Here is a 26,491-nt window from a genome sequence, read left to right as displayed (position 1 = left end):
CGCGGTAGGCCAGGTCAGCACCGCAGCCGAGGTGGCAGCGGTGACTCGGCACCGACCTGCCGGTTGAGGTAGGTCGACTGGGCGAAGTCGACGAAACGCTCCGCGTCGGTCGCCGTCGAGGCCAGTCCGAACGAGACCCGGACCGCGCCGCCCGTCGGCAGACGCAGCGCGGTGAGGTACTGGTCGATCGTGTCGACCCCGGCCAACAGCCGCTGCCGGGTCGACCTCCGGCTGATGCCGAACGCGCCCTCGCCCGCGCCCGGGTTGCAGAAACAGCCGGTACGCAGGGAGAAGCCCGCCTCGGCCGCCTCCCGTGCGACGAGCCGCTCGTCGACAGGCGTGCCGTCCGGCTGGCGGAGGTTGAACGTCACCGTCCCACCGCGCCCCGCACCCGTGGTCGGCCCGTACACCTGGACCAGCGGCCCGCCGGTGTCGTGCCGCAGGGTGGCCAGCCGCTCCAGCAGCCACTCGGTGAGCAGGCCGACCCGGGCGTGGACGAGGTCCACGCCGATCGAGTCGAGCCAGCGCAACCCGAACTCCACGTCCGGGATGCTCAGGAAGTTCAGCGTGCCGTCCTCGAACGCCGACTCGTCGTCCATCGACCGGTGCCAGTCGCCCTGCACGCTGACCGCGCGGATCGTACCGCCGGCGAACCACGGGCGGCGCAGCCGGGCCAGCGCCGTACGGCGGGCCAGCAGCGCGCCGACCCCGGTGGGGTAGCCGAAGAGCTTGTACCAGCTCAGGCAGACGAAATCCGGCCGGACGACGCTGAGGTCCAGCCGGTTCGTCGACGCGAAGGCGGCAGCGTCGAGCAGCACGTCGTAGCCCCGCTGGTGGGCCAGCTCCACCCAGCCCAGCGGGTGCTGCACCCCGGAGAAGTTGCTCTGCGCCGGAAAGGCGAACAGCCCACGGCGACCGGGCCGACCCCACCGCCGGGCCAGGCTGCCCCGGCCCGCGTCGAGCGCGTCGACCAGATCCGACTCGGCGACCCGCAGCTCCGGCCCGCTGAGCGGCACGTAGCGCACGGACGCGCGGGCCGACCGGGCGTACTCGCGGATGCCGTTGACCGAGTTGTGGTTGTCCCAGGTGAGCACCAGCGGCGCGGCCCGGCCGAAGTCGTACGCCTCGCCGACCAGCCGACACGCGCCGCTGGCGTTCGGAGTGAAGACGACCGCGTACTCGGCCGGGTCGGCGTGGAAGAAGGCGAGCACCGCTCGTCGCGCCGACTCCACCAGCGAGCCCGCCGCCACACTGGTGGGGTTCTCCGAGTGGGGGTTGCTGTACAGGCCGGCGAGCAGCCGGTCGTGGTGGGCGCGAACCTGGGCCCGGGCCGCCACCCCGGCGCCGGCGTAGTCGAGGTACACCTGCCCGTCGGTGTCCAGGTGTCGGTACTCGGTGGCGCGCAGCTCGTCGATCCGGCCGGTGGCGGCGTACCCGGGCAGCGCCGTGGGCGAGGCGTACGGCGTCGGGTCAGGGCGCACGACGGGGATCCCGTCGGAGCAGGACCACCCAGGCCGCGCCCAGGAAGAGCAGCACGAAACCGCCGAGCACCAGCCAGTCGACCCACAGCGGCCGGGAGAAGCTGTCGCCGTACGTGGCCAGCAGCGGAGGGCCGAGCGGGGAGCCGCCGTCGCGCCAGAGCCGCTCCACCCCGGCGGTGTGCCCCAATCCCTCGAACGCCCACCGGTTCGACATCGCGTAGCTGAGCCACTGCCCGCCGACCGCCATGGCCGGCACCGGCAGGATCGCGCCGACGAACAGCACCTGTGGGAAACAGAGCATCGGCAGCATGAGCGTCGCCTGGGCCGCGTCGGACACGGCCGCCGAGCAGAGCAGACCGAGGGCGAGCGCCGCCGCCGAGGAGAGCAGCAGGGTCGCGTACAGGGCGGCGAAGTCGGCGCCGCCGACCGGCGGCAGCCGGTCCATGCCGCGCAGCACCCCGAGCAGGGCCAGGTCCACCAGGGCCAGCAGCGGCAGCAGCACCGCGACCTTCGCCAACAGGTACGGGAGCAGCCGGACACCGGCCAGCCGCTCCCGGCGCAGGATCGGCAGCTCGGTGCAGATCTGGAGGAGCCCGTAGGTCAGCCCGAAGAAGAAGCCGCCGAACGCGATCCAGAACAGGATCATCACGGTCACCGTCGGGCTGGGGCTGGTCGGCTCGAACGCCCCCGGGCGGAACAGCAGCGCGAACATGCCGAGCACCATCAGCGGCGAGCCGAGCAGGATCGCCAGGGTCAGCCGGTTGCGGACGACGATCTCCGCGTTGCGCGCGGTGAGGACCGCCCACTGGCGCAGCCGCCCGACGCGCCGGGGCGGCGTCGCGGCGACGTCACCGTCCCCGGTGGTACGAGACGGCTGCTCGGCCGCTCGCTGTTCGGCGAAGCGATCGGGCCACTCACCGGGTTGGGTCGCCTCGTCGAGCCGGAGGTGCACCTCGACGAGGGACCGCAGGCCGAAGAACTCCCGGGCGGCGGCCGGGGTGCCGGTGAACGCCAGACGGCCCTGACGGGTCAGCACGACGACCCGGTCGCAGTGGTCCACGTCGGTGACCTGGTGGGTGGTCAGCACGACGGTGGCGCCCGTGTCGGCGAGCGCGCGGAGCACCCGGAGCAGCTCCACGGCGATCGCCGGGTCCAACCCGGAGGTGGGCTCGTCCAGGAAGAACACGCCGGGTCGGGTGAGCAGCTCGACGGCGATGCTGGCGCGTTTGCGTTCACCGCCGCTGAGCAGGCCGACCGGCGTGGCGGCCCCGTCGGTGAGTCGCAGCTCGGCGAGCACCTCGGCGACCCGGTCACCGATCTCGGCCGGCCCGGTCGCGGAGGGCAGGCGCAGTCGGGCGGCGTACCGCAGGGTGCGGGCCAGGGGCAGCTCGCGGTGGATGATGTCGTCCTGCGGAACGACGCCGATGGTGCCGGCCGCTGCGGCGCCGTCGTACGTCACGGTGCCCGCCGCCGGTTGCTGTACCCCGGCGAGGAGCTCCAGCAGGGTGGTCTTACCGGCGCCGCTGGCACCGATGATCGCGACCAGCTCGCCCGGCGCGACGCTCAGCGAGATGTCGGCCAGGATCCGGCGACCGCCCCGGACGCTCTGGCCCAGTCCCTGAGCGGCGATGCCGACGCCGGTACGCGGGGGAGACGTGGTCTGCTCGGTCGTCATGTCGAGTGCTCGATCCGGTCGGGAGTGGTCCGCCTGAATATCGTGCCTCGCCGATGCTACTGAGCGACCGCGCAGTCTGCCCGCAGTGGACGGTCAGCGACCGTCGTCCGTTCAGCCGGTGGTGGTGCGCGCCTGTGCCGGCACCTGGAGGAGGTCCAGGCAGTTGCGCCACAGCGTCTCGAGCTGGGTCGGGTCGTTGAGCAACTTCGCGAGCAGGACCCGCCCCTCGATCTGGGCGACGATCGATCGGGCGGCCTCCCGGCTGTCGACCGTCGGGCCCGCCAGGCCGCGCTCCTTCGCCTCGACGACGACCTGCTCGATGAGACTGATCTGCTCCTCGAAGATCTCCTGGAGCCGACCGCGGATCTCCTCGGCCTGGTTGCTGAGTTCGAGGGCGAGGTTGCCGAACAGGCAGCCCGCGACCACGCCGGCTTTATGCTGGCCGACCCGCTGGACCTCCTCGGTGGCCTCGAACAGGTCCCGGAGCCGCTGGAGCGGGTCGCGCTCGCTGCCGAGCAACTGCTCCCACTGGCGGCGCTGGGTGACCCAGTGCTCGTCGATGACGGTGCGGGCGAGCGCCTGCTTGGACTCGAAGAAGTAGTAGAAGCTGCCCTTCGGCACGCCCGCCGCCGCGCAGATCTCGGCCACGCCGAGCGCGGTGTAGCCACGCTGCTCGATCAGCGTGGCGGCGGCGTCGAGGATCTTGTTCTTCGCGTCACTGGTCCGACCCATGCCTCGACGATACACGACCGGTCGGCTAGCTTTTAGTAGACCAGTCGTCTAGTAAAGGTGATTTCCTCATGAACAGCAGTCAGGGACAGAAGGTCGTCGTGATCACCGGTGCCTCCCAGGGCATCGGCGCCGACCTCGTGGACGCCTACCGCAAGCTCGGGTACGGCGTCGTGGCGACCTCACGCTCGATCGGCGCGTCCGACGACCCGGAGATCGTCACGGTCCGGGGCGACATCGCCGAGGCCGACACCGCCGAGCGGGTGGTGCGTGCCGCGTTGGACCGCTTCGGGCGGATCGACACCCTGGTGAACAACGCCGGCGTCTTCGTCGCCAAGCCGTTCACCGACTACACCGACGAGGAGTTCGACCTGGTCACCAACATCAACCTCGCAGGGTTCTTCCACCTCACCCAGCGCGCCATGCCGCACCTGCTGGCCAGCGGGGCTGGTCACGTCGTCAGCATCACGACCAGCTTCGTCGACCAGCCCAACTCGAACGTCCCGTCGGTGCTCGCCTCCCTGACCAAGGGCGGCCTCAGCTCGGCGACCAAGTCGCTGGCCATCGAGTACGCGGGTCGCGGTGTCCGGGTCAACGCCGTCGCGCCGGGCATCATCAAGACCCCGATGCACCCGGTCGAGACGCACGAGACGCTCGCGGGCCTGCACCCGGTCGGCCGGATGGGCGAGATCAGCGATGTGGTCGACGCCGTGCTCTACCTCGAGTCGGCTCCGTTCGTCACCGGCGAGATCCTGCACGTCGACGGGGGCCAGAACGCCGGTCACTGACCCGCGGGCCGTCCGCACCGGTGGTGCGGACCCGGTCCGGCGGCGACCGGTGCGACACCCCGCGCGGGGGGTAGGTGAGCAGTGTGGCCACCTCCTCGCGCGCCGGTGGAGCACCGGTCGCCGCGGGTAGGCATGAACGGCCCAGTCGGGGGAAGACCGGCCGTTCCATTGCCGAACAGGAGAGCCGGGATGAGAGCCGTCGTCTACACGGACGTCCGGACGGTCGCGGTGCGGGAGGTGCCCGACGCGACACTGGAGGCGGAGACCGACGCGCTCGTGCGGATCACCTCCACCGCCCTGTGCGGCACCGACCTGCATATGTACGACGGCCGAACCAGCGCCGAGCCCGGCCTGGTGCTCGGTCACGAACCGCTGGGTGTGGTGCAGGAGGTGGGGGCCGCCGTGCAGACCGTCCGGCCGGGCACGCGGGTGGTGATCCCCACGCACCTGTTCTGCGGAACGTGCGTGATGTGTGCGCGCGGGCTCTCGGCGGCCTGTCTGCGGGCCCGGGCCGAAGGGCCGGGCGCCGCGTACGGATACGCGGGGATGGGTCCGTACCGGGGTGCGCAGGCTGACCTGCTGCGGGTGCCGTGGGCCGACGCCAACTGCGTACCCCTGCCCGGTGAGCCGGGGGACGCGTACGAGGACGACTTCGTGCTGCTCGCCGACGCGTTCGTCACCGGGTGGCACGCCGCGGCCACCCTCGCCGAGGTCGAGCCCGGTGACACCGTGGCGGTGTTCGGCGCCGGCACCGTCGGTCTGCTCGGCGCCTACTCGGCGCTGTTGCGCGGTGCTCGGGTGGTCTACTCCGTCGACGGTGTCGACGCCCGACTCGACAAGGCCGGCGAGATCGGCGCGGTGCCGATCGACTTCCGCCGGGGCGACCCGGTCGAGCAGATCCGCGCCGACCGGGCCCGGACCGGGCTGCCGCTCGGCGAGGAGAAACTGGGCGGGGTCGACAAGGTCATCGACGCGGTCGGGTTTCAGGCCCGGGACCGGGAGCACCCCGACCGGGAGCGTCCGAACCAGGTCATCGCCGACGCGGCCCGGCTGGTCAACGCCGCTGGCGCGATCGCGGTCGCCGGCGTGTTCCCGGACCGCGACCCCCACCCGGGTCCCGGCGCGGACGGCCACGAGAATCTCGTCGCGCCGTGGGGGGCGCTGTTCAGCAAGGGGGTCGCGGTCCGGTTCGGTCGCACCCACGACCGTCGCTACACCGTCCTGCTGCGGGACCTGGTCGTCGCGGGGCGAGCGCGGCCCAGCATGATCGTCACCCACCACGGCACCCTCGCCGACGCCCCCGAGCTGTATCGCCACTTCGACCGCCGGGAGCACGGCGTGATCAAGGCGGTGCTGCACCCGAGCTGACCGGCCTGCCCGTCGCGGTTCGCCGTGATCAAGGCGGTGCTGCACCCTCCGCCGACCGGCCTGTCCGTCGCGGCGTGCCGTCACGAACTGCGCGTAAGGGACGGGGAGGCACTGACCTGCCCTCCGGTGCCCGCCGCTGCACGCTGGCGACGGTCGATGCGTCCGACCGGCAGAGGCGTGGGTCACATCAGCGGCCCGAGCTTCGAGGCGGCGGCTCCCGTGCGGCGCTGGGTCGGTGCCCGATCACCGTCGTTCGATGGGCCGGTGTGTGCGCCGCGCCGCCGGCCGCACCCTCCCCGCCGCGTCTTGCCTGGTGGGAAAGCTGCGGGTAGCGGCGGGGGTCGATCGGCACGTTGTCGCAGGTCGGCGCTGGTGCTGCGGCCGGGCGGAGATGCCGGGAGGGGCTGCGGTGGCCGCTGTGGCAGGCGAACACTGTGCCACATCTATATTGCCGGATTGTTACTTTTTCAACAGTCCCTCGCCTTGCGGATGGCCCTCCGCCCGCAATACGTTGCCGTCAACAACAAAACCAAGTGAAGGTTCAACCTTCCGGAGGCAACCGATGACGTTGGCGAGGTGGTACGAGCGATGAGCGACGTGCCCATCCTCCTTGAGATGCGCTCCATCACCAAGGAGTTTCCCGGAGTCAAGGCCCTCTCCGACGTCAACCTGGTGGTTCGCGCCGGCGAGATCCATGCCATCTGCGGCGAGAACGGCGCGGGCAAGTCCACCCTGATGAAGGTGCTCAGCGGGGTGTACCCGCACGGCACCTACGACGGCAAGATCATCTACCAGGGGTCGGAGAGCAAGTTCTCCGACATCCGGGCCAGTGAGAACGCCGGCATCGTGATCATCCACCAGGAGCTCGCGCTCATTCCAGGGATGTCGATCGCGGAGAACATCTTCCTCGGCAACGAACCGCGCAAGCGGGGCGCGATCGACTGGAAGGCCGCGAACCGGATGGCGCTGGACCTGATGGCCCGGGTCGGTCTGGAAGAGGACCCGGACACCCTGATCAAGGACATCGGGGTCGGCAAGCAGCAGCTCGTGGAGATCGCCAAGGCGTTCGCCAAGGACGTGAAGCTGCTCATCCTCGACGAGCCCACCGCGGCGCTCAACGAGGCCGACTCCAAGCACCTGCTGGACCTGCTGCGTGGGTTCCGCTCCCGCGGCATCACCTCGATCATGATCTCGCACAAGTTGAACGAGATCGAGGCGATCGCCGACCAGATCACCATCCTGCGCGACGGCCGGACCGTGGAGACCCTCGACGTCAAGGCGGACGGGGTCGACGAGGACCGGATCGTGCGGGGCATGGTCGGCCGCGAGCTGAGCAGCCGGTTCCCGGACCACACCCCGAAGATCGGTGACGTCTTCTTCGAGGTCCGCAACTGGAACGTCCGGCACCCGATCTCCGCCGAGCGGCAGGTCTGCAAGAACGAGAGCTTCGTGGTGCGCCGCGGCGAGATCGTCGGCTTCGCCGGCCTGATGGGCGCTGGCCGCACCGAGCTCGCGATGAGTGTCTTCGGCCGCTCCTACGGGGTGTACGAGTCGGGCACGATCATCAAGGACGGCAAGGAGATCGTCCTGAAGTCGGTGGCGGACGCCATCGACAACGGGCTCGCGTACGTCAGCGAGGACCGCAAGGCGATCGGCCTCAACCTGCTCGACGACATCAAGACGTCGACGGTGGCCGCCAAGCTGTCCAAGATCTCGCACCACGGCGTCCTGAACGAGGTCGAGGAGTACCAGGCGGCTGAGGCGTACCGCAAGGAGTTGCGGACCAAGGCCCCGACGGTCGACGAGAGCGTCTCCAAGCTCTCCGGCGGCAACCAGCAGAAGGTCGTCCTGGCCAAGTGGATGTTCACCGACCCGGACCTGCTGATCCTCGACGAGCCGACGCGCGGCATCGACGTGGGCGCCAAGTACGAGATCTACGGCATCATCCAGCGGCTCGCCGACCAGGGGAAGGGCGTCGTCGTCATCTCCTCGGAGCTGCCTGAGCTGATCGGGCTCTGCGACCGCATCTACACAGTGTTCGAAGGCGCCATCACGGGCGAGATCGCCCGGGCGGACGCCACCCCGGAAAACCTCATGAAGCAGATGACCTCGACGAAGAAGATGGCCACCCGATGAGCCGATTGAAGGACCTTCAGAAGAACCTGTTCGGAGGCACCACCTCCAACGCTCGCCAGTTCGGGATGATCTTCACCCTGGTGGCGATCGTCGTCCTGTTCCAGATCCTGACCGATGGCCTCACCCTGCGGTCGGACAACCTGATCGCGCTGTTCCAGCAGAACTCGTACATTCTGATTCTGGCAATCGGCATGCTCATGGTGATCGTGGCCGGGCACATCGACCTCTCGGTCGGCTCGGTCGCCGCCTTCGCGGGCATCCTGGTCGCCAAGTCGATGACCGAGTGGGACCTTCCCTGGCCCGCTGCCATCGTGTTCGGCCTCGCCATCGGCGCGGCGATCGGCGCCTGGCAGGGCTTCTGGGTGGCCTACATCGGGGTGCCGGCGTTCATCGTCACCCTGGCGGGCATGCTGCTCTTCCGAGGCGGCAACCAGTTCATCGGCAACGCGCAGAGCATCCCGGTGCCGGAGGGCTTCCGGGAGATCGGCTCCGGCTTCCTGCCCGAGTTCGGGCCGAACACCGGCTACAACAACGCCACGCTGCTGCTCGGCCTCGCCGCGGCGCTCGCGGTGGTGTGGCGCGAGATCCAGGCCCGTAAGACCCGTCGGGCCATGGACGCCGACCCGGCACCCATGTGGATCTCGGTCCTGCGGATGGCCATCATGGTCGGCGTGATCGCCTTCGCGGCGCTGCGCTTCGCCAGCGGTCGCGTCGGCACCAGCTTCCCGATCTCCGGCATCATCCTGCTGGTCCTGGTCATCGCGTACTCCTTCTACACCCGCAACACGGCCGGTGGCCGGCACATCTACGCGGTGGGCGGCAACTCCCGGGCGGCCGAGCTGTCCGGCGTAAAGCTCAAGCGGGTCAACTTCTTCGTCATGATGAACATGTCCGTCCTGGCCGCGCTGGCCGGCATGATCTTCGTGGCCCGTTCGGCGGCCTCCGGACCGCAGGACGGCAACGGCTGGGAGCTGGACGCCATCGCCGCGGTCTTCATCGGTGGCGCGGCCGTCGCCGGCGGTATCGGCACCATCAGCGGCTCCATCGTCGGTGGTCTCGTCATGGCCGTGCTCAACAACGGCCTGCAGCTGATGGGCGTCGGCACCGACCGCGTCCAGATCATCAAGGGTCTGGTCCTGTTGCTGGCCGTCGCGATCGACGTCTACAACAAGAGCCAGGGGCGCTTCTCCATCATCGGAAGCCTGATGCGGCCGTTCCGCCGCGAGGACTCCGCCCCACCCGCCTCACCGCCGGACGCGGAGCGCGAGCCCGCCAAGGCAGCGGTGTCCGGCTGACGGCCACCGACCTCTCCACCCGTCTCACACCAAGAAAGGCAAGTCCTCACCATGCGTAAATTCTTCGGCACGTCGGTGGTGGCCATCAGCGCCGCCGCCATGCTGGCCCTCGCCGGCTGCGGCTCCGGCCGCGACGGCGACAGCGACTCCGGCGGCGAGGCCGCCAAGGGCTTCGCGGCGAACTCGCTGATCGGCGTGGCCCTGCCGGCCAAGACCTCGGAGAACTGGGTCCTCGCCGGTGACCTGTTCAGCAACGGCCTCAAGGAGGCCGGTTTCCAGGCTGACGTGCAGTACGCCGGCGCGTCGACCACGGTCGCCGACCAGCAGGCCCAGATCACCGCCATGACCACCAAGGGCGCCAAGGTCATCGTCATCGGCGCGACCGACGCCGCGCAGCTGTCGACCCAGGTCGCCGCGGCGCACGCCGCCGGTGCCAAGGTGATCGCGTACGACCGTCTGATCAAGAACACGCCGGACCTCGACTACTACGTCGCGTTCGACAACTTCAAGGTCGGCCAGCTCCAGGGCCAGGCCCTGCTGGACGGCATGAAGGCCAAGAAGCCGAACGGCCCGTACAACATCGAGCTGTTCTCCGGCTCGCCGGACGACAACAACGCCGGTGTCTTCTTCGACGGCGCGATGAGCGTGCTCAAGCCGGAGATCGACAAGGGCACCGTCGTCGTCGCCTCGGGTCAGAAGGAGGTCAAGCAGACCGCCATCCAGGGCTGGAAGGCCGAGGGTGCGCAGGCCCGCATGGACCAGCTGCTGACCTCGACCTACGGCAGCAAGGAGCTGGACGGCGTCCTCTCCCCGAACGACACGCTGGCCCGCGCCATCCTGACCTCGGTCAAGGGTGCTGGCAAGCCGACCCCGGTCGTCACCGGTCAGGACTCCGAGGTTGAGTCGGTCAAGTCGATCGTCGCTGGCGAGCAGTACATGACGATCAACAAGGACACCCGCAACCTGGTGAAGGAGACCATCAACATGGTCAAGGCTCTCCAGGCCGGCGACAAGCCGCAGGTGAACGACACCAAGTCCTACAACAACGGCAGCAAGGTCGTCGACACGTACCTGCTCCCGCCGGTCGCCGTCACCAAGGCGAACGCGGCTGAGGCGTACGCCAGCGACCCGAAGCTCGCGCCGCTCACCAAGTAATCACCGCACGGTAGGTAGTAACGCCGATGGGTCCCGGGTCTCCTCTACCGGGACCCATCGTCGTCCCTGCACCCCCGCACCAACCGGCATCGACCCGGAAGGAGGTCTGACCGTGGCGACACCAGTACGGTCCAGGCCAGCCGGCGTCGGCCGCAACGCCGAGTCCCCGCTGCCGTCGGTCCCCGGCGCCAGCCAGGAGGAGATCCGGCGGCAGAACCTCGGCGCTGTGCTGCGTTACGTCCACCTGCACGGACCGACGTCCCGGGCCGAGCTGACCAGCCGGCTCGGTCTCAACCGAAGCACCATCGGCGCCCTCGCGGCCGACCTGGTCACCAGCGGCCTGGTCAGCGAGGAGGCACCGACCACCGCCCGCCGCGCCGGCCGGCCCTCACTGGTGGTCAGTCCCCGCTCCGACCGGGTCTACGCACACGCGTTGAGCATCGACGCGGACCGGCTGCGTGCCGCCCGGGTCGGCCTCGGAGGGCAGATCCTCGATCTGCGGGAGATCCCCCGACCCAGCGGCATGTCGGCGATCGACGCCGTCGGGCCCCTCGCCGACCTGGTCCGCGACATGGAACGGTCCGTGGCCGGCGACGCGCTGCTGGTCGGCGGCGCTGCCGCGGTCACCGACACCACCCGCGACCCGGACGGCAGGATCCGGATCGCCAGCATCGACGAGACGCTCGGCGCCGCGCTGGAGGCGGAGTTCAGCTCCGGCCCGGGGTTCGTGGCCGGTGACCTGGCGGACATCGCCGGCCTGGCCGAGCACGTCCGGGGCGTCGCGGTCGGCGTCGACGACGTCATCTACCTGCACGGCGACCTGGGCATCAGCGCCGGCATCATCGTCGGTGGACGACTGGTGATCGGCCACCGGGGTCACAGCGGCAAGGTCGGCCACATGGTCGTCAACCCCAACGGCCTGCCCTGCGGCTGCGGTTCACGCGGCTGCTGGGAGACCGAGATCTCCGAAGCCGCGCTGTTGCGGCACGCCGGCCGCGACCCGAGCGACCGCGCGGCGGTGGCCGAGGTGCTGCGCGCGGCCGCGGACGGCGACCCGACCGCCCGTGCGGCGGTCGAGCAGGTGGCGGACTGGCTCGGCTTCGGCGTGGCGAACCTGGTCAACGTGGTGAACCCGGACGCCGTGGTGTTCGGTGGCTCGCTGCGCGACATCTTCACCGCCGGGGCGGACGTGGTCCGGGACCGGCTGGACACCATGCCACTGCCCGCCTCCCGCGAGCACCTGCAGTTGCGCGCGGCGGCACTCGGCCGCGACGCGGTCCTGATCGGGGCCGCCGAGTTGGCGTTCGACAAACTCCTGGCCGACCCGTTGAACGTCGGCGTCGCGGGCCAGGTCGGGACCGCCGAGCCCGGGTAGCGGTGACTCTCGATCACCCTGCCGGTGCGCGAACTCCGCCCACCGACGGGCCGACCGGGCGAGATGGCCCCGCCCGGTCGGGTCGCCGTCGGTCAGCCTCCGGGCCGGAGCACCCGGCCCGGTCCCGCGGCGTTGTCGGCGGCGGCCTGGCTGCGCTGCGCCCCGGTGACGCAGACGTCGTCGCCGAGGAACGCCTCGCGCCACACGTAGCCGGCGACGCAGGTGTGCGGGCCGTACGGGCCACTGACCCAGCGGCTCGCGGCCACCGCGTTGTCCGCGAGCACCTGGGAGCGGGTCGTGCCGCTGACGCAGACGTAGTCGGACTGGTCGGCGTCGCGCCAGACGTACCCGCTGACGCAGCTGTTCGGGCCGTACACCAGGCGGGCCGGATTGCGCCGGGACGCGGCGGCGGCGTTGTCGGCGGCGGCCTGCGTGCGCTGGGTTCCGGTGACGCACACGTCGTCCCCGGCGTACGCCTCGCGCCACACGTAGCCGGCGACGCAGGTGTGCGGGCCGTACGGGCCGTTCACCCAGCGGCTCGCCGCGGCGGCGTTGTCCGCCCACACCTGGCTACGGGTGGCCCCGGTGACACAGACCAGGTCACCGGCGCGGGCCTCACGCCAGACGTACCCCTGGAGGCAGCGGTTGACCACGTCGGTGGTCACCGTCACCGAGGCGTTGTTGCCGGAGATCCAGTTCACGCCGATCTGCACGCCGTTGGCGTTGAGCGACTGCGCCGGCCCGCCGCCGGGGCCGGTGCGCAGCAGGGTGGGAGTGCCGTTGCGGACCTCGTGCAGCAGCACCGTGTCGGCCGGGATGCCCGCGCTCCAGCCGGTCTTCCGACGGAACTCGACGGTGTAGTAGTGGAACAGGTCGGCAGGGTCGAAGGGAATCCGGACCAGCTGCGGGCCACTCGCGGCGGGCACCTCCAACGGGGCCAGGGTGAGGGTGCGCGAGCCGATCCCGTCGGCGGCCATGGTGAACACCCGGTTCTTCGGCAGCCAGCCCAGTTCGTCGCGGTGCGGCCCGTTCAGCCCGACGGCGCTGGTGCCGTAGTTCGCGGTGGTGAACGCGTAGATGTGCATGGCGCTCATCTCGTCCCACGGGTCGTCGTACTCGCCCGGCTGGGACCACGGCGCGTTCTGGTACGTCGTGTCGTTGGAGAACGAGTGGCCCAGGTTGTAGCCGTGCAACATCTCGTGCGCGGCGAAGCCGACGTTCCAGGCGCCCGGGTCGAGCAGCACCCGGCCGCCCGCCGCGCCGGAATCCACCCAGTCGTTGAGCATGACCGCGATCCGGTTGCCGGCGGGCACCGCGTAACCGGCCGCCGCGGCGGTCTCCACGCAACGCTGCGTCCGGGTCCACCGGTCGATCGGCTGGAACTGCGCCAACGTGTACGGCATCGTGTACCAGCCCCGCACCACCGAGCCGGCCAGCGACACCCGCCCACCGGACTGGTCGGCGAGGTAGTCCGCCACCCCGCCGGTGCCGACCCCGGTCGCGGTGAGGAAGTTGGCGAAGTGTGACGGCGGTTGTGGCTCGGCTGGCTTGTCGCTGAACTTGCACAGCAGCACCGACCAGGCGGTCGCGTTGCGGATCGGGCTGGCGGTCGCCGGGGCGGCCGGCAACGCCACCGCGCCCACCATGGCGCAGGCGAGCGCCACCGCCGACGCGGCGGCCCAACGGAGGATCTTGGAATTCACGCATGCTCCCATCGCTACGGCCCGCCGGGCGCGAGCCCTGCGGTCCACATGGGAGCACTTATCGTGATCGGGCAGACGCGTTGAGTCGCGTTGGCGACGGGCTGGAATCCGACTGTGCTGGTCAGCGTCGTGTCGGTGGGCGCGGTGAGGCTGTCGCCGACAGTCGAGGGTCTGCGCTGACGGGTGCTCGCCGAGGCCCCCGCTCCCCGACGAGCACCCGTCACCCAGCTAGGCGATCCGGCGGACCCGGCGTACCGCGAGGTAGAGCAGGAGCACGGCGAGGGCGACGAAGATGCCGGTCTCGATGCCCTGGAACAGCCAGAACCGGTCCGCGGGCTGGTACAGCTGCCAGTTGTACGCGCCCGGCTCGAGGCCGAGCTCCGCCCCGCAGGCCCGACCATCCGGCCCCTTGCCACCCGGCGGGCACTGGATCCGGGTGTCCTCCGCGATCAACGTGCCGTCGGGGTTCCGGACGCCCTGGGTGAGGATCCAGTCTCCCCGGCTGATCTCCGGTGGCCCTTCCCCCTCGATCGGGAAGGTCTGGGTGCGGGCCGGCTGGTAGTGCGGTCGGGCCAGGATCTCCACCGCCGCCCGTACGCCGATGAACCCGGCGAGGGTGATGCCCATGGCCGGCAGCATCCGCTTCCAGACGGTGCCGGCGAAGACGCCGAGCGCGACAGCGAAGAGGGTGTAGCCGATCGGGGCGATGCCCTGCAGGTCGAAGACGATCATGCCGAGCCGGCCCTCGTACGCGGCCTGGGTGAGCGGGTCGACCCACCACGACATGCCCAGCCCGTAGACCGCCGCGAGGATCACGACGGCCGCGCCCACCAGCCCGAACTTCACCAGGGCCCAGCGGGTCCGGCCGACGCCCTGGGTCCAGACGAACCGGTGCGTGCCGTGCTCCACCTCGCGGGCGACCAGCGGTGCGCCCCAGAACAGGCCGACCAGCGCCGGCAGGGTGATCAGCAGTACGGCCACCAGATTCAGGCTGCTGTACTGGTTGCCGAAGCGGCGGAAGCCCGCGTCGCAGGCATCCCGGGTGGCCGCCGCGACGTTGGTGTCCGCGAGCTGCCGTGCGCAGTCCGCCAGCCCGAGGTCGGAGAAGGTGTGCCGCATCGACAGGCCGATCGGCACCAGCAGGGCGGCCAGCGCCGCGAGCCCCAGCAGGGTGTAGAAAGCCTGCTTGCGGTGTTGCCGCCAGGTCAACCAGATCATGCTGCTACCCCCCACTCGCTGTGACTCGTCTGCGTGGTGCCGTCGGCCAGGTAGGCCAGCACGACGTCCTCCAGGCTCACCTCGCGGACCGTCCAGGCCGGATCGGTGACCGGCCCGTCGGTGCGGACGAGCAGGGTGGACTGCCGGTCGGTGTGGCTGGCCCGGACCACTGCGGCGACGCCCCCGACAGCGCCGCCGTCGTGCCGGGGGCCGACGAGTTGGCGGTGCTCGGCGACCAGGTCGTCGACCGCACCGGTGAGCTGCACCTGGGAGGCGTTCAGCACGATCAGGTAGTCGCAGACCCGTTCCAGGTCGGCCAGCAGGTGCGAGGAGAGCAGGACGGTGGTGCCGGACTCCGCGACGCTGCCCATCAACGACTGGAGGAACTCCCGTCGGGCCAGGGGGTCGAGGCTGGCGACCGGTTCGTCGAGCAGCAGCAGCCGCGGCTGCTTGGCCAGTGCCAGGGCGAGCGCGACCTGGGCCCGTTGCCCGCCGGAGAGCTTGCCGACCGGCTTGTCCGGTGGAATGCCGAGCTGCGCCAGCCGCTGGCGGGCCAGTGCCGCGTCCCACCGCTTGTTCAACTTGCCGCCGGCGATGACCAGTTCGGCAGCGGTGAAGTCCCGGTACAGCGGGGTGTCCTGGGCGACGAACCCGATGTCGGCGAGGCCCTCCGTGTCGCCGTACGGGGACCGGCCGAACACCCGGACCGTGCCGGCGTCGGGCTTGAGCAGCCCGACGGCCAGGTGCAACAGCGTGCTCTTACCCGCGCCGTTCGGCCCGACCAGCGCGGCGATCCGGCCGGCCGGCAGATGCAGCGAGCAGTCCCGCAACGCCCAGGTGCTGCCGTACCGCTTGCCGAGCCGGTCTGCCTCCAAGACCATGTCCATCCCTTGTCCTCTCGTTCCATTCACGCGGGCTCCTTCTGTGGGGCGTCGTCGGCGAGGGTGGCGCGCAGCGTCGTCTCCACCAGGGCGATGACGTCCTCGGCCGTCAGGCCGGCGGCTTGCGCCCGGTGCAGCCAGGCGACCAGGTCGTCGCGCAGCTCGGCCTGATTCGGCAGGGACGCGCCGGCCAGGGTGCGCTGGACGAACGTGCCCACCCCGGGTCGGCCGCCGACCAGACCCTCGATCTCCAACTCCCGGTACGCCTTCAGCACCGTGTTCGGGTTGATCGCCAGGGATTGCGCGACGTCCCGGACCTTCGGCAACTGGTCGCCCGGCGTCAGCAGACCCACTCGCAGCGCCTGTTTCACCTGCTGCACGAGCTGCATGTAGGTGTTCACCTTCGACCGGCTGTCCAGTACGAACTCGATCACTCCCGATGATCCTTCCTGTTGTCCTACGACAGTAGGACTAATAGACAGCTTCATCGGTGACCCACCGGCTGTCAAGTCCGGCGCGGCAGGTTCTGCGCGGGCCCGGCGCGTCCGGTTCGGCGCGCCGTGGGCAGTTCGCCGCGGTTCGTCGGGCTGCCGCAGTCCGTTCGCCACGCCCGCGGTCCGTTCGGCGTGCTTCGTCCGGCGTGCCGTGCCCTGCCGGCGCGCGGTGCGCCGGTCCTGGTGGCACCGGCAGGCCAGCGGTTGGCACCGACGGGTCAACCCGAGGGGAAGGGACCGGCAGCGATCCGTGGACGGGGAGGTGTTCGATGGTCACCAACGAACTGACGACGTCAAGGGCGACTCCGCTGCAGGCCGCTCGCGCCCGGGGCCGCGTACGCGGGCGGTTGATCCTGCTCGGCCCGGCGTTCGTCGCCGCCGTCGCCTACGTCGACCCCGGCAACTTCGCCACCAACTCCGCCGCCGGTGCCCGCTACGGCTACCTGCTGGTCTGGGTCGTGGTGGTGGCCAACCTGATGGCGATGTTGGTGCAGACGCTCACCGCGAAGCTGGGCCTGGCCACCGGGCGCAGCCTCCCCGAGCTGTGCCGGGAGCGCCTACCCCGGCCGGTGAACCGGGCCATGTGGGTGCAGGCCGAGTTGGTCGCCATGGCCACCGACCTGGCCGAGGTGATCGGTGGCGCGGTCGCCCTGTACCTGCTCTTCGGGATCCCCCTGCTGCCCGGCGGGATCATCATCGGCACGGCCGCGTTCGCCGTCCTCGCGCTGCGCTCGCGCGGGTACCGCGCCTTCGAGGTCGCCATCGCCGTTCTGCTCGGGGTGATCGTGTTGGCCTTCGCCGCCAACCTGCTCGCCTCCGGATCGGATCCCGGCTCGGCCATGGCCGGTCTGGTGCCGCGCCTGCAGGGCACGGACAGTGTGCTGCTGGCCGCCGGCATCCTCGGTGCGACCGTCATGCCGCACGTCATCTACGTGCACTCGGCACTGACCCGCGACCGCATTCCCGCCGCCGACGACGCCGAGCGCCGGATCCTGTTCCGCGGCCAGCGCACCGACGTGCTGCTCGCCCTGAGTGCGGCCGGCGCCGTCAACCTCGCCATGTTGCTGATCGCCGCGGCCAGCTTCCGGGGCGGCGGTCCGGGTGGTGCGGACAGCCTGGAAGGGGTGCACGCCGGCCTCGGCCAGACCATCGGGACCGCCGCCGCGTTCGGGTTCGCCGTCGCGTTGCTGGTCTCGGGGCTCGCCTCCACGAGCGTCGGCACCTACGCCGGAGAGGTGATCATGCAGGGCTTTCTGCGGCGGCGGGTTCCGCTGCTGCTGCGTCGGCTGGTCACCCTGCTGCCCGCGCTGGCCGTACTCGGCATCGGCCTCGACCCGACCCGGGCGCTCGTGCTGTCCCAGGTCATCCTCAGCTTCGGCATCCCGTTCGCGCTGATCCCGGTGGTCGCCTTCACCCGCCGGCGCGACCTGATGGGCAACCTGGTCAACCACCCGCTCACCACCGCCGCCGCGTCCCTGGTGGCCCTGCTGGTGGTCGCGCTAAACGCGTTCCTCCTCTGGCAGGTCGTCGCCGGCTAGCCGGCCGGTCAGGGTCGCCGGCTAGCCGGCCGGTCAGGGTCGCCGGCTAGCCGGCCGGTCAGGGTCGCCGGCTAGCCGGCCGGTCAGGGTCGCCGGCTAGCCGGCCGGTCAGCGTCGCCGGCTAGCCGGCGTGGGCGGCTGTGGTCAGGTGCGGCGTCCCTCGTCGCGAGTCGGGATCTCCTGGCGCTGTTCGAGGGCGTCCGCAGGGTTGGCGTCGGCCGGCAGCGACGTCACCTCCTCGAGCGTGCCCGCCGGGAAGGCGCCCTGCTCGGCCAGGTCGGCTTCGGCCGCCTCCGGGTCCACGTCACCCGACACCCGGTCCGGCGGTCCGACGTCGAACGCGTCCTGTCGTTGCTCAAGGGCGTCCGCCTCCGGCGGAGGGAACGTGCCGCCCTGTTCATCCCGGTACGTGCTCATCGGAGCCTCCCACCCGGCGGGTGTCGACATGCCGCCGGGCCGCTGCCTACCCGCCACCGCCGTACTCAGGCCGCCACGCCGGTCGGGATCTGGGCGGTTTCCGGGACAGTGCTGCTTCCGCCGCGGCGGAAGCAGCACTGTCCCGGGAGATGTGCCGATCCTGGGGGTCTGGCGTCACGCCGTCGGCGGCCCGGCCCGGCGGCAGTTGCCCGGGGTCGGGTTTCGCACCGTGGTGGGTGCCCCCAGGTCGACCAGGGTCGGGCCGCCCGAGCAGGCCAGCGCGCCCACCTGGCCGCCGGCCAGGATGGGCGCCGAGGCGCTACCGGTCAGCGTCAGCCGCCCGGCCACCCGCGTCCCCACCACCGTGACGTGGTCGGTGGTGCCGGTCAGCGCCACCGCGCCGCGTACCTCGGTGTTCAGCAACTCGACGGCGGCGGCGCGGGAGGCCACCAGGTTTCCGGCGATCGAGGAGCCCTGGGCGACCAGTGCGGCGCCAGGCGCGACGGTGACCGGGCCGGTCACGGTGGCCGCGCGCAGGCAGGTGACACCGGCGGTGACGGTCAGCGGGCCGGCGTGTCGGCCGGCGACCACGGTGGTGCAGGCCGGTGGTGGCGGGATCAGCGTGGCCACGAACGTGCGGGCCGGCCCGATGTTGCCGACGGCGTCGATGCCCCGGTACTCGATGCGGTGCCGGCCGTAGCCGGGAGACCGCTCGGCGAACGGGGACACGGACAGGCCGCCCGAGCCGAGGTTTCCGTAGACCAGGCCGTCCACGTCGGTGCCGGTGGCGGTGAACAGGAACGGCGACCGGGCGTCGGTGGGCCAGCCGTAGTAGTTGTGCCACCCGTCGCCGTCGAGCCGGAACTCCGAGGTGACCTGGCCGGTGCCGTCGTCGGTGCCGGTCAACCCCATGGTGAACGGGCCGTTGTACACGTACTCGGTGGGTCGACCGGGCCGGGTGACGGTGAGCAGCGGCTCGGAGAGCGCGTACGCCACCTCGGGCCGCGTCGCGTCGACCGTCCAGGTGCGGGTCACCGACTTCCCGGTGCCCGGGTCGCTGACCCGGGCGGTCAGCCGGTGGGTGCCCCGCGACAGGCGCAGGGCGCCCAGGTCCACGTCCCGGTCGGTGCCGGTGTCGGCCACCGGCCGGCCGTCGAGCGTCCAGCGCACCCGCGGCGCCCGATCGGTGGGCTGGCTGGTCCGTACGTACACCACGTCGTCCGCGCCTACCGGCCGATCGGTCGCGGTGGACGCGGTGATCGCGACCGGCGAATCCACCGCAGGGGTACGCAGCGCGGTGTCCACGGTCCACGTGCGGATCTGGGTCAGCGCGGGTGAGTTGCGGACCGCCGGGTCGCGGACGAACTCCGTCGGGTCGGTCACCGTGGCGGTCACCGTGTGCCGGCCGGGGGAGAGCCGCAGTTTCCGCAGGTCCAGGTGGCGGGCATTGCCGGTGCGCGGCACCGCCCTGTCGTCCACCGCCCATGTCACGGTCAGCGCGTGGCTCACCGGGTGCAGGGTGTCCACCCAGAGCAGTCGGTCCGCGCCGACCGCCGCACCGGTGGCCGTGCCGCCCTGCACGATGCCGACCCGGGCGGCGATCCGTTCGGTCATCCGCTCCCGGCCGACCTGGTCGAAGTAGAAGCCCAGCGACTTCATCATCGAGTGCCGGCTCGGTCGCCACACCCCGCGCTGGAGGTACAGGCCGCCCTCGTAGCGGCCGATCGTCCCGCCCGCCTCGCTCGGCTCACCCAGCCAGCGCCACCACTTGGCCCGGGTGTCGCGCATCTGCCGCTCGGTCAGCACGGTGTGGTGCACCGAGTCGGGTTCCGGCCCGCTGTAGGTGTCGCCGGGCACCCCACGGCCGTAGTAGTCGTACTCGTCCTGCAAGCCACCGAGCGAGTGCCCCAGCTCGTGCGGGCTGATCAGCGCGGAGAGCGCGTTGCCGCCGGAGGCGGTGGCGTTGCTGCCGCCGGCCCCACCGTAGGTGCCGCTGTTGGCCAGCGCGATCAGCTGCCGGTTGCCGGGGTTGGTGCCGACGGCCAGGTCTGCGTACGCGTTCGCGGCGGTGCCGTCGACAGTGAGCAGGCGTTGCACGCTCGCCGGGTTGCAACCACCCCAGAAGCCCATGCCCAGTGCGGTGTCGCGTTGCGGCGCGGACAGGCCGGGGTCGCAGTCCACGCCGGACTCCGCCGAGACGACCTCGACGGCGTAGACGTTGAAGTAGCTGCGGTACGACTTGAACGGCTCGATCGTCCACAGGGTGTTGAGGTGCCGGTCCACGTGCGCTCGGAAGGTGGGCTGGTCGTCCTCGGTGTAACCGTCGCCCAGCAGCACCAGGTTGAACCGCGTCGCCGGGTCACCGGTGACCTGGATCGGCACCACGGTGGCGCCGGCCACCGGGGCGGCGGCCGGTGTGGCGGCGGCCGGTGTGGCGACCGTCAGTCCCGCCGCGACGAGCGCCGCGACGCACAACCCCGCTCTGATCCGCACCCTGCGCCCCTTCCCTGTGCCGATCGGCCTGACGGTGCCGGGCGGCGGGCCCGGCGGGGCGCCGTCGTCCGGGTCTGCCGTGACCGTGGACATCTCGGACCGTACCGGTCTGCGGACCGACAGGTAACCCTCGGCGGTCCTCGGTGGACGTCGGGGTCGTCAAACCGGGGACCGCTCGGCGCAGACAGCTCGGCGTTCGGCTCGCGTCCCTGCCGGAATCGATCCAGCCCACGCCAGCCATCGTCCATCATCAATGAATGTGTCCGGGTGTGGACGTCGTTTTCGGCGGACGGCGTACCACCGACGGTCCCGGACGACCTTCGAGGAGAGGGATCAACCATGCGATGGAACGCACGACGGGCCGCCGCCGGGGCCTTCGGGCTCGTCCTCGGCGCCGTGCTGGCGCTGGCCCAGGTCGCACCCGCCCAGGCCGAGTCGAACGGTGGCGTACGTGTGATGCCACTCGGTGACTCGATCACCGACGGGTTCAACGTGCCCGGCGGGTACCGGATCAACCTGTGGCAGCGGCTGGCCGCCGGCGGCCACACCGTCGACTTCGTCGGCTCGGGGTTCAACGGGCCGGCCAGCCTCGGTGACCACGACCACGAGGGCCACTCCGGGTGGCGCATCGACCAGCTCGACGCGAACATCGTCACCTGGCTGCGGGCCACCGACCCGCGTACGGTGCTGCTGCACATCGGCACCAACGACGTGAACCAGAACTACAACCTCGCCGGCGCTCCGGCCCGGCTCTCCGGTCTGATCGACAAGATCAGGTCGACGGCTCCGGGTGCGGACGTCTTCGTCGCCACCATCACCCCGGAGTCCGACCCGAACCTGGAGGCCCGGGTGCAGGCGTACAACGCGGCGATTCCCGGGATCGTGGCGCAGAAGGGCAGCCGGGTGCACCTGGTCGACATGCACGCCGCGCTCACCACCGCCGACCTCGCCGACGGCGTCCACCCCAACGCCGGCGGGTACGACAAGATGGCGGCCCGCTGGTACGCCGCGCTGCAGTCGGTGCCCGGCAGCCTGGTTCCGGCGGGTGGACCGCCGGTGGGCACCGCCGTCGGTCTGGTCAACCCCGCCTCCGGGCGTTGCCTGGACGTCTCCGGCGCCAGCACCACCGCCGGCACCGCCACGATCATCTGGGACTGCCACGGGGGCACCAACCAGCGCTGGACCCGCACCGCCGCCGGGGAGCTGCGGGTCTACGGCGATCGGTGCCTGGACGTGAACGGCGGGGCCAGCGCCGACGGCACGAGGGTGCAGATCTGGACCTGCAACGGCACCGCCGCGCAGCGCTTCACGTTCCGCACCGACGGCACGATCGTGCTCACCTCCGCCGGCAAGTGCGTGAGCGTGACGTCGGCCGGCACGGCCAACGGCACGACCACGCAGCTCGGGACGTGCAACGGCAGCGGCGCGCAGCGCTGGTCCGTCCGCTAGGAAACGCCCAGGGCCGGCCCACGTCGTACCCCGGCGGGGCGGCCCTGGGCGGGCCGGGACCGGTCCGACGGCGGTCAGCCGGCCGTTGCCTCGGGTGTGGGGCCCCGGCGGGTTCCGGCGGCCAGCCCCAGCGCCAGCAGCACGCACACCGCGCCGACCACGAAGAGCAGCGAGGCGGCCGGCTGGCCCAGCCACTCCCAGTACGGGTGCCAGGCCGGGTGTGGCTCGCCGAGGTGGTGGTCCAGCAGCTGCGGTGCGGCCAGCGGCACCGGCAGCCACCACAGCACCACGGCCACCCCGGCCAGGACGTTCACCGTGCCGCGTCGACGGCGTCCCTCGGCGCGTCGGCTGGCCCAGCCGAAGACCACCCAACCGGCCACCGCGCCCAGCAGGGTGCCGAGCACCCCGGCGGGGACCACCAGGGGCGGCGGCGCGCGGTGCAGCTCGACCGAGAGGTAGGAGGCGTCGACGGCTGTCTGCGAGGAGATCGAGGCGTTCAGGATGGTGTCGCCACGGCGGGCGGTCAGCGCGGTGTTGGTGATCGCCTGCGGGGTGGCGCACATCTTGTCCGCGCAGCTGATGCCCCCGGACACCTGTGGGTCGTACACCCGCCAGCCGGCACCGGTCAGGCGCTCCCGGGCCACCGTGACGATCTGCTCGGCGGGCGCCGGTGGCGCGCCGAGGGCGCTGGCGCCGGTGGCGCCCTCCTGATACTCGCCGCCGTCACCGAACAACAGGGTCTTGACGGTGCCCAGGCGCAGCGCGTGCCCGTAGACGACGAAGAGCGCCGGCGGGGTGTCGATCTCGTCGAGGTCGTGGCCGGGAAAGACCTCGGTCAGGACGGCGGCGGCCTCGACCCGGTCGGGTTGCGGTCGGGACGTCTCCCAGGCTGCCCGGCTGGCCAACGCGCCGGTGAAGAGGCCGCAGACGACCGCGACGAGCGGCACCCACACCACGGCGGCGCCACCGGTGGGGCGGCGCAGCAGCCGCCGTCCGACCGGGTCGGACGGCGTGGTGTCGCTCTCGGACATGGTCACCCTTCAGCTCCAGGATCAGGCCGAGCGACAGTACATCGACCTGGGGCCCGGGCGCGTCCCCCCGATGACCGCCGCCGGTTGGCCGGGATCGGCCAGGATGGGCGGGTGGCCGGTCACGGCCGCGACGAGGAGGGTGGGCGATGCGGGTACGCGGACGGTTGACCTGGGGGCGGCGTGCTCGTGCGGTGGCGGTGCTGACCGCGTTGCTGGCCGGCGTGCTGCCGCCGGCAGTGGCGCTGGTCCCCGCCGCCGCCACGGCCGGCGTGGCGGCGGGGACGCCCGTCTGCCAGGTGCGCGACGACCGGCTGCGAGAGATCTCCGGCATGGTCGCCACCGACGACGGGTACGTAATGATCAACGACGGGGCCGACGACGAGGCCCGCCGTCGGATCTTCTTCCTCAACCAGCGCTGCGCGGTGGTGCGAACCGTCTCCTTCCCGTCCCGGCCCCGTGACACCGAGGACCTGGCCATCGGCCGGGACGGCACCGTCTGGGTCGCCGACATCGGCGACAACGACCGCTCCCGGCCGACGGTCGGCGTGTGGCGGCTCGCGCCGGGGGCGAAGCAGCCGGTGCTGCACCGGATGAGCTATCCGGACCGTCCGCACGACGCCGAGGCGTTGCTGCTCGACGCGTCCGGCCGGCCTCTGATCGTCACCAAGGGCGGCAGTGGCACCGTCTTCCTGTACGCGCCGGCCACCGCGCTGGGGCCGGACACGACGACGCCGCTGACCGCGCTCGGCCAGGTGACCCTGCCGTCGACCACGACCAGCAACCCGTTCTCGTTCCTGGGGCGCGGGGTGATCACCGGCGCGGCGAACGCACCGGACGGACGGCGGGTGGTCCTGCGCAGCTACGCCGACGCCTTCGAGTACGACGTGCCCGACGGCGACGTGGTCCGCGCGTTGACCACCGGCACACCGCGGACCACCCCGTTGCCGGACGAGCCCCAGGGCGAGTCGATCACCTACAGCCGCGACGGCCGGTCGTTGCTCACCGTCTCCGAGTCCGCCGGTCAACCAGCCGGCACCCGCTCGACGATCCTGCGCTACCCGGCCACGGCCACCACGGCCACCTCCGCGGCCCCGACGGATTCCGTCGACCCGGTGGCGTCCACGGCGGTCCGTCCGACCGCCGGGGAGGTCGGCGGCGGGGGTGGGCGGATCTGGCCGGTGGCGGTCGGCGCCGGGACACTGCTGGTCCTGCTCGGGCTGGCCGGCGTGCTGCGGTGGAGGCACACCGCGCGCCGGTGAGCGGACCGGGCCTGCGGCAGGATGGGGGGATGTCCGTCCTGTCCACGTTGCGCCATCCGATCATCGCCGCCCCGATGGCCGGCGGCCCGTCCACGCCCGCGCTCGTGGCCGCCGTCTCCGCCGCGGGTGGGCTGGGCTTCCTCGCCGCCGGGATGATCGACACCGGCCGGCTGGTCGCCGACGTCGCCGAGGTCGGCGCGCGTACCGATCGGCCGTTCGGTGTCAACCTCTTCCTGCCCGATCCCGGCGGCGTGGACGAGGCCGCCATCCAGGCGTACGCCGAACGGCTCGGCCCGCAGGCCGCGCGGCGCGGGGTGAGCCTGGGCGAGCCGGTGGGCGGCGACGACGCGTACCCGGAGAAGATGGCCGCGCTGCTCGCGGACCCGGTCCCGGTCGTGTCCTTCGTGTTCGGGCTGCCCGACCGGGCGGCGGTGACCGCCCTGCGCGAGCGGGGCACCGAGGTGTGGGCCACCGTCACCCGCCCGGACGCCGCGACCGCCGCCGCCGACCTGGGCGTGGACGCGGTGGTGGTGCAGGGCACCGAGGCAGGTGGGCATCGGGGCGGGCTACCGGACGACGACGACTACGGGCTGCTGCCGCTGCTGCGGCTGACCGCCGCCCGCTGTGACCGGCCACTGGTGGCCGCGGGCGGCCTCGTCGACGGCCCCTCGGTGGCCGCCGTGCTGGCTGCCGGCGCGGCCGCCGCGCAACTCGGCACGGCCTTCCTGCGCTGCCCGGAGGCGGGCAGCTCGCCGATGCACCGGGCGGCGGTGGCCAGTGCCACGCCGACCGCGTTGACCCGGTCGTACACCGGTAAGCGGGCCCGTGGCGTGGCCAACGACTTCCTGCGCCAGCACGACGCGGTGGCACCGCGCGGTTACCCCCAGGTGTTGCATCTGACACGTCCGCTGCTCGCCGCCGCCCGGCGTGACGGCGATGCGTCGGTGGCCAACCTGTGGGCCGGGCAGGCGCACCCGCTGGCTCGGGACCTGCCGGCGGCGCAGGTGGTCGCCGAGGTGAGTGCCGGCGCCCGGGCCGCGCTGGCCACAGTGGTCGAGCGGTCCAGCCGCTGGGGCTGAGCAGGACGCCGGCAACCCGCTCGGGCGGGTGGGACAGGCCGGGCGGGCAACCCGTTAGAGTCTCGCCGTGATCGAGATCGGTGCGCAGGTCGAGCTGTCCCACCCGGCTGAGCGGGTCTGGCGCGCCCTGACCGATCGGGAGTTGCTCGGCCGGTGGTTCGCCGAGGCCGAGATGGTCGAGGGCGTACCGGACCGGATGCTGCTGCACACGGGCGGCCTGCCCGGCTTCGAGGCCGACGTCGAGGTCGAGGTGACCGAACGGCAGGAGCCGGAACTCCTCGTGCTGGCCTGCGACCAGGCCGGCCGGCTCAGCGAGCTGACCTGCACGGTCACCGCCACGAAGCAGGGCTGCCGGCTGGAGCTACGGGAGGTCAGCACGCACGGCGCGTGGTCCGCCGAGCAGCACGAGCCGCGCGAGCAACAGCTCCGGCAGGCGTTGACCGTACGGCTGCCGGCCATCCTCGACTGGCTCGCCTTCCAGCAGGTCGACCTGCGCCGCGCCGACGGTGGGATGACCGCGGAACTGCCGCTGATCGGCGTCCGCGGCGGGGCCGGCCGCAACCCCCGCCGGCGTCGCACGGTGGTGGCCGTGGTCGCCGGGGCCGTGCTGGTGGCGGGGACGGCGGCATGGGTGACGTTGCCACCCGACTCGAAGCCGGCCGCCGCGCCGGCGCCGACAGCCACCGCGTCGCCGACCGTGACGGACGGCGGGACCACCGCAGCGCCCACGGCGACCCCCTCGGCGAGCCCCACGCGGAACACAGCGTCGGACACCACCCGCCCGAGCCGGACCACGACAGAGGAGGCCTCCCGGACGCCCGCGTCGGCAGCGCCACAGCCGCACACGGCACCAAGACCGGCACGATGCGGGGTCGACTGCCGCCACCTCTCAGTCTGAAAGGGCAACAGCGGTGACGGCAAACACGG

General features: G+C 71.9%; 21 protein-coding genes. 11 read left to right on the top strand and 10 right to left on the bottom strand.

Going from position 1 to position 26,491, the window contains the following annotated elements; genetic code table 11:
• Nucleotides 1-14: 14 nt before the first annotated feature.
• The 3 genes from PSH25_RS05935 to PSH25_RS05925 all read right to left on the bottom strand — a co-directional run bounded on the left by PSH25_RS05935 (nt 15) and on the right by PSH25_RS05925 (nt 3,888).
• Entirely contained in the window at nt 15-1,481 is a 1,467-nt protein-coding gene (locus tag PSH25_RS05935) for an aminotransferase class V-fold PLP-dependent enzyme (protein ID WP_238658045.1), read from the bottom strand.
• Nucleotides 1,471-3,156, bottom strand: coding sequence for an ABC transporter ATP-binding protein/permease (locus tag PSH25_RS05930; RefSeq protein WP_238658044.1), 1,686 nt, complete (start codon nt 3,154-3,156; stop codon nt 1,471-1,473). Before PSH25_RS05930 ends, PSH25_RS05935 begins: the two co-directional genes overlap by 11 nt.
• 111 nt (nt 3,157-3,267) lie before the next feature.
• A complete protein-coding gene (locus PSH25_RS05925; protein WP_238658043.1) occupies nt 3,268-3,888 on the bottom strand; it encodes a TetR family transcriptional regulator C-terminal domain-containing protein in 621 nt (206 codons plus the stop codon).
• Nucleotides 3,889-3,956: 68 nt separating this feature from the next.
• Here PSH25_RS05925 and PSH25_RS05920 point away from each other — a divergent pair, with 68 nt between their 5' ends.
• From PSH25_RS05920 to PSH25_RS05895, 6 genes are all read left to right on the top strand, one after another.
• Nucleotides 3,957-4,673 (top strand): SDR family NAD(P)-dependent oxidoreductase, encoded by a 717-nt coding sequence (locus PSH25_RS05920; RefSeq protein ID WP_238658042.1) that lies wholly within the window; start codon nt 3,957-3,959, stop codon nt 4,671-4,673.
• 189 nt (nt 4,674-4,862) lie between these two features.
• On the top strand, nt 4,863-6,041 hold the full coding sequence (locus PSH25_RS05915) for a glutathione-independent formaldehyde dehydrogenase (protein ID WP_238658041.1): 1,179 nt from the start codon (nt 4,863-4,865) through the stop codon (nt 6,039-6,041).
• 588 nt (nt 6,042-6,629) lie between these two features.
• Nucleotides 6,630-8,177 (top strand): multiple monosaccharide ABC transporter ATP-binding protein, encoded by a 1,548-nt coding sequence (gene mmsA / locus PSH25_RS05910; protein ID WP_238658040.1) that lies wholly within the window; start codon nt 6,630-6,632, stop codon nt 8,175-8,177.
• Complete coding sequence (gene mmsB / locus PSH25_RS05905; protein ID WP_238658039.1) at nt 8,174-9,472, top strand: multiple monosaccharide ABC transporter permease; 1,299 nt, start codon at nt 8,174-8,176, stop codon at nt 9,470-9,472. Before mmsA ends, mmsB begins: the two co-directional genes overlap by 4 nt.
• A gap of 51 nt (nt 9,473-9,523) precedes the next feature.
• Nucleotides 9,524-10,627 (top strand): substrate-binding domain-containing protein, encoded by a 1,104-nt coding sequence (locus tag PSH25_RS05900; protein ID WP_238658038.1) that lies wholly within the window; start codon nt 9,524-9,526, stop codon nt 10,625-10,627.
• Between the two features lie 112 nt (nt 10,628-10,739).
• Nucleotides 10,740-12,002, top strand: coding sequence for an ROK family transcriptional regulator (locus tag PSH25_RS05895; protein WP_238658037.1), 1,263 nt, complete (start codon nt 10,740-10,742; stop codon nt 12,000-12,002).
• Between the two features lie 92 nt (nt 12,003-12,094).
• Here the strand turns inward: PSH25_RS05895 and PSH25_RS05890 are convergent, their stop codons facing one another.
• The 4 genes from PSH25_RS05890 to PSH25_RS05875 form a co-directional block, all read right to left on the bottom strand.
• Nucleotides 12,095-13,705, bottom strand: coding sequence for a hypothetical protein (locus PSH25_RS05890; RefSeq protein ID WP_238658036.1), 1,611 nt, complete (start codon nt 13,703-13,705; stop codon nt 12,095-12,097).
• Nucleotides 13,706-13,933: 228 nt separating this feature from the next.
• Nucleotides 13,934-14,923, bottom strand: a complete 990-nt coding sequence (locus PSH25_RS05885; protein WP_238658035.1) for an ABC transporter permease — start codon at nt 14,921-14,923, stop codon at nt 13,934-13,936.
• Nucleotides 14,920-15,810 (bottom strand): ABC transporter ATP-binding protein, encoded by an 891-nt coding sequence (locus PSH25_RS05880; protein WP_238658034.1) that lies wholly within the window; start codon nt 15,808-15,810, stop codon nt 14,920-14,922. The genes PSH25_RS05885 and PSH25_RS05880 overlap by 4 nt, the downstream gene beginning before the upstream one ends.
• A gap of 20 nt (nt 15,811-15,830) precedes the next feature.
• Nucleotides 15,831-16,238, bottom strand: a complete 408-nt coding sequence (locus PSH25_RS05875; protein WP_030335957.1) for a GntR family transcriptional regulator — start codon at nt 16,236-16,238, stop codon at nt 15,831-15,833.
• A 329-nt stretch (nt 16,239-16,567) separates the two neighbouring features.
• Between PSH25_RS05875 and PSH25_RS05870 the strand changes: the two genes are divergently transcribed.
• A complete protein-coding gene (locus PSH25_RS05870; RefSeq protein WP_238658033.1) occupies nt 16,568-17,836 on the top strand; it encodes an Nramp family divalent metal transporter in 1,269 nt (422 codons plus the stop codon).
• A 144-nt stretch (nt 17,837-17,980) separates the two neighbouring features.
• On the opposite strand, the gene PSH25_RS05865 is transcribed toward PSH25_RS05870, so the two are convergent.
• Together PSH25_RS05865 and PSH25_RS05860 are read right to left on the bottom strand one after the other, a co-directional pair.
• A complete protein-coding gene (locus tag PSH25_RS05865) occupies nt 17,981-18,253 on the bottom strand; it encodes a hypothetical protein (protein ID WP_112698206.1) in 273 nt (90 codons plus the stop codon).
• A 174-nt stretch (nt 18,254-18,427) separates the two neighbouring features.
• Nucleotides 18,428-20,746: a M64 family metallopeptidase gene (locus PSH25_RS05860; RefSeq protein ID WP_238658032.1), complete on the bottom strand. Its 2,319-nt coding sequence runs from the start codon at nt 20,744-20,746 to the stop codon at nt 18,428-18,430.
• Between the two features lie 339 nt (nt 20,747-21,085).
• Here PSH25_RS05860 and PSH25_RS05855 point away from each other — a divergent pair, with 339 nt between their 5' ends.
• Nucleotides 21,086-22,195 carry a ricin-type beta-trefoil lectin domain protein gene (locus PSH25_RS05855; protein WP_238658031.1) on the top strand — a complete coding sequence of 370 codons (1,110 nt, stop codon included), beginning with the start codon at nt 21,086-21,088 and terminating at the stop codon, nt 22,193-22,195.
• 74 nt (nt 22,196-22,269) lie between these two features.
• On the opposite strand, the gene PSH25_RS05850 is transcribed toward PSH25_RS05855, so the two are convergent.
• The gene (locus PSH25_RS05850; protein ID WP_238658030.1) at nt 22,270-23,226 is read right to left on the bottom strand and encodes a hypothetical protein; all 957 of its coding nucleotides are present in this window, start codon (nt 23,224-23,226) and stop codon (nt 22,270-22,272) included.
• Between the two features lie 146 nt (nt 23,227-23,372).
• Between PSH25_RS05850 and PSH25_RS05845 the strand changes: the two genes are divergently transcribed.
• The 3 genes from PSH25_RS05845 (at nt 23,373) to PSH25_RS05835 (ending at nt 26,462) form a co-directional block, all read left to right on the top strand.
• Nucleotides 23,373-24,485, top strand: coding sequence for a hypothetical protein (locus PSH25_RS05845; protein ID WP_238658029.1), 1,113 nt, complete (start codon nt 23,373-23,375; stop codon nt 24,483-24,485).
• A 29-nt stretch (nt 24,486-24,514) separates the two neighbouring features.
• Nucleotides 24,515-25,564 (top strand): NAD(P)H-dependent flavin oxidoreductase, encoded by a 1,050-nt coding sequence (locus tag PSH25_RS05840; protein ID WP_238658028.1) that lies wholly within the window; start codon nt 24,515-24,517, stop codon nt 25,562-25,564.
• A 67-nt stretch (nt 25,565-25,631) separates the two neighbouring features.
• Nucleotides 25,632-26,462 carry an SRPBCC family protein gene (locus PSH25_RS05835; RefSeq protein WP_238658027.1) on the top strand — a complete coding sequence of 277 codons (831 nt, stop codon included), beginning with the start codon at nt 25,632-25,634 and terminating at the stop codon, nt 26,460-26,462.
• The last annotated feature ends 29 nt before the right edge of the window (nt 26,463-26,491 follow it).

It is taken from the genome of Micromonospora foliorum (genome assembly GCF_022229015.1).
GTDB classification, from domain to species: Bacteria; Actinomycetota; Actinomycetes; order Mycobacteriales; family Micromonosporaceae; genus Micromonospora; species Micromonospora foliorum.
Note: the sequence above shows the minus strand (reverse complement) of the source record. Positions and strands in the feature narration are given on the sequence as shown.